This window comes from Ruegeria sp. D1(2025) (assembly GCF_056536425.1).
The window spans coordinates 1-5,393 of the sequence record NZ_JBQFPO010000029.1; the positions used below are offsets into that span (position 1 = coordinate 1).

7 protein-coding genes and 1 tRNA gene are annotated in these 5,393 nt (G+C 52.6%); 5 read left to right on the top strand and 3 right to left on the bottom strand.

Annotation, left to right across the window (positions count from 1 at the left end):
- Positions 1-479, top strand: a 479-nt coding sequence (locus ACR1XU_RS22945) for a PLP-dependent aminotransferase family protein (protein ID WP_480915709.1), incomplete at its 5' end; no start/stop codon positions are given.
- Between the two features lie 118 nt (positions 480-597).
- Here the strand turns inward: ACR1XU_RS22945 and ACR1XU_RS22950 are convergent.
- Positions 598-972: a hypothetical protein gene (locus ACR1XU_RS22950; protein WP_170617526.1), complete on the bottom strand. Its 375-nt coding sequence runs from the start codon at positions 970-972 to the stop codon at positions 598-600.
- A 47-nt stretch (positions 973-1,019) separates the two neighbouring features.
- On the opposite strand from ACR1XU_RS22950, the gene ACR1XU_RS22955 reads away from it, so the two are divergent.
- Positions 1,020-1,820: an alpha/beta fold hydrolase gene (locus tag ACR1XU_RS22955; protein ID WP_480909615.1), complete on the top strand. Its 801-nt coding sequence runs from the start codon at positions 1,020-1,022 to the stop codon at positions 1,818-1,820.
- Here the strand turns inward: ACR1XU_RS22955 and ACR1XU_RS22960 are convergent, their stop codons facing one another.
- Both ACR1XU_RS22960 and ACR1XU_RS22965 read right to left on the bottom strand, forming a co-directional pair.
- Entirely contained in the window at positions 1,821-2,009 is a 189-nt protein-coding gene (locus tag ACR1XU_RS22960; RefSeq protein WP_170682516.1) for a hypothetical protein, read from the bottom strand.
- Positions 2,010-2,078: 69 nt separating this feature from the next.
- Positions 2,079-2,474 (bottom strand): rhodanese-like domain-containing protein, encoded by a 396-nt coding sequence (locus ACR1XU_RS22965; protein WP_480909618.1) that lies wholly within the window; start codon positions 2,472-2,474, stop codon positions 2,079-2,081.
- Positions 2,475-2,892: 418 nt separating this feature from the next.
- On the opposite strand from ACR1XU_RS22965, the gene ACR1XU_RS22970 reads away from it, so the two are divergent.
- From ACR1XU_RS22970 to ACR1XU_RS22980, 3 genes are all read left to right on the top strand, one after another.
- Positions 2,893-2,978 (top strand) — tRNA-Leu (locus ACR1XU_RS22970).
- Between the two features lie 616 nt (positions 2,979-3,594).
- Positions 3,595-4,758 (top strand): ImmA/IrrE family metallo-endopeptidase, encoded by a 1,164-nt coding sequence (locus tag ACR1XU_RS22975; RefSeq protein ID WP_480909620.1) that lies wholly within the window; start codon positions 3,595-3,597, stop codon positions 4,756-4,758.
- A 1-nt stretch (position 4,759) separates the two neighbouring features.
- Complete coding sequence (locus tag ACR1XU_RS22980) at positions 4,760-5,245, top strand: DUF4411 family protein (protein ID WP_480909623.1); 486 nt, start codon at positions 4,760-4,762, stop codon at positions 5,243-5,245.
- Positions 5,246-5,393: the final 148 nt, after the last annotated feature.

Here is a 5,393-nt window from a genome sequence, read left to right on the forward strand (position 1 = left end):
ACGTGATCGCGGCCAAGGCCGTGGCCTTCGGCGAGGCGCTGCAACCGGCCTTCAAGGACTACATCAAGCAGGTCGTCGTCAATTCGCAGGCGCTGTCGGATCAGTTGATCAAGGGCGGTCTGGATACCGTGACCCACGGCACCGACACCCATGTGGTGCTGGTCGACCTGCGCCCCAAGGGCGTCAAGGGCAACGCCACCGAAAAGGCTCTGGGCCGCGCGCATATCACCTGCAACAAGAACGGCGTGCCGTTTGACCCGGAAAAGCCGACGATCACGTCGGGCATCCGTCTGGGCAGCCCCGCCGGCACCACACGAGGCTTTGGCGAGGTTGAATTCCGCCAGATCGCCGACTGGATCATCGAGGTTGTCGACGGCCTGGCCGCCAATGGCGAGGACGGAAACGGCGCGGTCGAAGCCAAGGTCAAAGCCGAAGTCGCAGACCTCTGCGCACGATTCCCGATCTACCCGAACCTGTAATCGGTTCGAAAAAACAAGGCAGCGGCGCCCCAGTGGCGCCGCATCTGCTTTGGGAACATTTTTTGCGCCAAAGACTTAGTTCAATATTGGCAAGGTAATCCTGCCTCAGAACCTACCTTCAGATCAGGCCGCGCCACCACAGAAACAGCAGCAGCAGCGCGCTCAGCGCCAGAATGTTGAACGCAAGTCCACCCAGCATCCCCAGAAACCAGCCCCATCTTCTGTCCGCCAGATCAATACTGCCGAGATACGCCTGCACCTCGTCGGACGCGCTGACAAGTTTTGGAGTGTCCAGGACCCGCCGCAACCTTGGATGCGCCGCCATCTGTTCCGCATTCGCCAGCAGAAGCGCCTGTTTGTAGATCCGGCGAGGCAGTCGGCGTTTGGCTCTTTTGACCGAGGCCAACAGGGTTTTGTCCCGCACACCCAGCTTTTCGCGCAGCAACGCAATCGTGCCTGCAATCCGGGTCTGAATATCAGTGTCCTGCGACATTGGTGCCTCCTGACCGGGAAATGTAGCGCGGCCAGAGGCAGGCTACAATGGGACTGGTCGTTTCATTCACTGCCGGGTATCACGCACTCATGTTGAACACGATCGTACATGGCGAACCGACCGCGAACCCTCCTCTTCTGATCGCGCACGGGCTTTATGGCTCGGCCCGTAATTGGGGCGTCATTGCGCGGCGGCTTTCGGACGAAAGACAGGTCATTGCAGTGGACATGCGCAACCATGCCTACAGCAAGTGGGACGCCTCGCATGGTTATCCGGACCTGGCCGATGATCTGGCCGAGGTCATTGCGCAGGTCGGCGGTCCCGTGGACGTTGTCGGCCACTCCATGGGCGGCAAGGCAGCAATGACCCTGGCGCTGATGCATGGTGCCCAAGTGCGTAAACTGGTAGTGGCCGACATTGCGCCGGTGACCTACAGCCACAGTCAGATTCAGTTCATCGAAGCCATGCGTGCGGTCGATCTGTCCCGCGTAACCCGGCGCTCGGATGCCGAGCAGCAACTGGCAGAACTGGGTGTCGAAAAAGCGTTGCAGAGCTTCTTCACTCAGTCACTGGATGTCAGCGGGCAGCGGTGGCTGTTGAACCTGGACGGTCTGGCAAACGAGATGGCAAAAATCATGGGGTTTCCGGTACTCGATGCCACTTGGAACGGGCCCGCCCTGTTTTTGTCCGGTGGCGCCTCGGACTATGTTCTGCCGCAGCACCGCGACAAGATACGCGCCCTTTTCCCCGCCGCGAAATTCGCAAAGATTCCGGGCGCAGGCCACTGGCTGCACGCCGAAAAACCGCGCGAATTTGAAGCGGCCGTCAGAACCTTTTTGAACGCCTGATCAGATCGAACCCTGATACAACCGTTTGGCGACAAGCCATGAAACCGGTATGGCGGCAACAAATCCTGCGCCAGCGGCCCCCAGAATAGCGCCCGTGGTAACCAGGCCAGCAGACAATACAGCTATGACGGCCGAGCCAGCCAGGGCAGTTCCAATCAGTGAATACAACATCGAAGCAAGACGCATCATTGGGTGTGGTCCTATTTTGGAATCTGACCACATATTGGATTCTCAGGATGTGTATGGCTTTGATTCAGGTCAGGTCATTCCAGGGTCAACAGGCTCGACTGTCTGGCCGCCCCCTTCGACCCAATCAGTAAGGCCCCCAAGGTTGTAAACCCGGGAATAGCCCATGTCCTTCAACAATTTGCCTGCCAGCGCCGCGCGCCCGCCCGACGCACAGTGCAGGACGATTGGCCGGTCGATGCGCAATTCAGGATCATGAGTTGGCAGCCCGCTATCGGCCCTAAACTCCAGCATCCCGCGTGAAATGTGATGAGACCCGACCGCCCGGCCCGCCCTCTCCAGTTCCGGCGTATCCCGAACGTCCAGCAGCAACCCGCCCTCGCGCAGCAGTTCCGAAGCTTGGGCAAAATCGATACGCGCGACCACAGCGTTGGCGGCCTCCATCATGTCCCTGACTGTCAGTGGCATTCCGGTTCTCCTGTCCTTGGAACTCCAGCATTTAACATGCAAAATAAGGAATACGTTTTCTGTGTAAAGGTACAATAGCGGTAAACCGCGAGCGGGTATATTACCCCGTTCTAACTGTGACTTCGAATGGCGGCAATTTTGTTCGCCTTGCTGCATCTACAAACACGAAAAGAGGAAGTCCGGGCCACCCCAATCATCAGGACCGGACACTTTTCACTTGAGCTGCAAGCAGCATCCACCCTAACTGCATGCTTGGCGAATTGGCGTGTGTTGTTCCAATCACACGACTAGCTCCGGCAACTTGGGTTTGAGGGCGTGCTGGATTTGACCAAGGCACAATTTGAGGCGGAAGCGCATTGTATTCATGGCCTTGTGGCCGTATTGAGATTTTCAGGCCCGAATTAGGCTCGACACACATGCCCGCGTGGTGGAATGGTAGACACAAGAGACTTAAAATCTCTGGGCCGGAAGGCCGTGCCGGTTCGAGTCCGGCCGCGGGTACCAGTTTGTACGAAATTCGAAGCTTGCGCACGCTAACAGGCGCGATGCTTGTTGGGACAAACATATCAAATGACTTAGGAAGTCATCGTCTGCGTCTCGGCATGGAAAGGACCGCAATGTGACCTGATACAAGGTATTATCGCTCCGGTGCTTGCAAATGCTTCGCGGAACTTGAAACCTTTATCCCGGAGGATCGCGGGACAACGATTCACTAACATCCAAAATGGACCAGTCAGATGGGTCTGCTTAAGAAAAAAAATGGTGCCGGGGGCGGAATCGAACCACCGACACGAGGATTTTCAATCAAGTTACCAGACGCGATTTCAATTGGTTACAACAAAGTGCATCACTTCGTGCATAACTTTTGAAAATCAGAGGAAGGGTTTAGTTTAGATGTTTGAAATACAATCATAAAATCCAATCCCCGCCTTCCGACAGCATAGCGCAGGATGTTTAGACAAATCAGATTTGCATCTCGGAACTAGGTCGGACGAAAAATGAACCAGTTGACAATTTCGACACAAGGCGACAGCAACCGCCAGACTGTACCCTTTTCTACTGTCGCACTAGATATCTTTGTGTAAAGTGTATACAGGGAGCAGCGTTAAGAGCGCAATTCATGTCTAAGGCATTAATAAATAATAACATTATTTCTTGGGCGTTACTTCGGGCAGGATTGTCCGAAGACGAACTTGCGGACAAACTAAAAGTCCGTGAAGAAAAAGTGTTGTCCTGGATTCATGGGGATGACCACCCAACTTTCACGCAAGCGCAAAAAATGGCCAGAGTTCTCGGCATACCGTTTGGGTATCTCTATTTAAACGAGCCGCCAGAGGAGGATTTTCCACTAACTGACTTTCGGACGGTTGGAAGTGTCGAAAGAAATCTGGATGTAAACACCAAAAACTTCTTGCAGGATGTTCTGTACAAAAGAGATTGGTTCAAAGAGTACAGAATTCAACAAGGGCACGACGAAATCAAATTCATCGGAAGCACTTCTGTAAATGCAGACCCTGTTGGCGTAGCAAAAGACATCATAAAACATCTGAATTTACAGCCCCGGCCCAAGAAAGGTAACTTTGAGGATTATCTAAAGTTTCTAGTGTCTCAAGCTGAAGATTCTGGCGTCTGGGTAATGAGAACCAGCATGGTGGGCAACAACACAAGTCGCCCACTAAATGTAAAAGTGTTCCGTGGGGTGGCCATAAGTGATCCGATGGTTCCCTTAATAATAATCAATAGTAGAGACACAAAATCTGCACAGATTTTTACAATGGCGCATGAGTTGGCACACTTGTGGCTAGGGGAATCTGGAATTTCCAACATCGACCTCGGAGAAACTAAGCTTAACCAAAACTCTCGCATTGAAGCTTTTTGCAATAAAGTGGCCGCAGAAATCCTTACGCCGAGCGAGGAGTTCTTCCAACGTTGGAAAAAAGATACCCCGCTGGAGGATCAAGTTGACCTCATTGCCGGAGCATTCAAGGTTAGTAGAATTGTTGTTGCAAGAAGGGCTCTTGACTTGGGGCTTATCGAGCAATCTGAATACAACAGGTTTTATCGCCAAGAACTAGCAAGATGGAAAAAAATTGCTGCCGAGCAAAAAGATAAGAGTGGTCCAGTTCAGCCTCATGTGATGCTGCCTATTCGATATGGTCAGAACTTTACAAGATCTGTGCTTTCTGAAGCAGTCCAGGGCACAATTCTATTGCGCGAGGCTTCTTCCCTATTGGGGACGAAACCCAGCAAAATGAAGGCAATTTACAGCAAGTTACAGGCCTAGAGTGTATCTCATAGACAGCAATATTTTTATTGAAGCCAAAAATAGGTACTACGCTTTCGATCTAGTCCCTTCATTTTGGACTTTTATGGACACGGCATTCGCAGGGGTGGACGTTCGGTCCATTGATATGGTGTACAACGAACTAGCGGCAGGTAACGACGAACTTGCTGAATGGGTGAAGGCCCGAAAAAGCTCTGACATATTCCTGAAAGTATCTGACGAGAGCACGCAAAACGTTTACGGTTCGATTGCCAACGCACTTGGCACTAGTACGCACTACAAGCCTGCGGGAGTGACCAAGTTTTTGGAGGGTGCGGACCCATGGGTCGCAGCTAAAGCCAAAGTTCTGGGAGCGACCGTCGTAACCCACGAGCTATATGACCCTCAGTGTAAAAAGAGGGTCCCGCTTGGAAACGTTTGCTATGACGAAGGTGTAGATGTGATCAATACATTCGACTTCATGCGGGCACTAGGCACTACTTTATAGCAGTTCCGCCGCTCGTGATTGACCCAAATTTCCTTTGAGTCAAAACAGAACATCCTTAGTGTCCGTCGTCAGGGATTTTGGGACAGATGGCGCTCTGATCTAAGAGAGGATGTGGCTCATCTGGTTGGTTTGATTATGCGGCGGATTT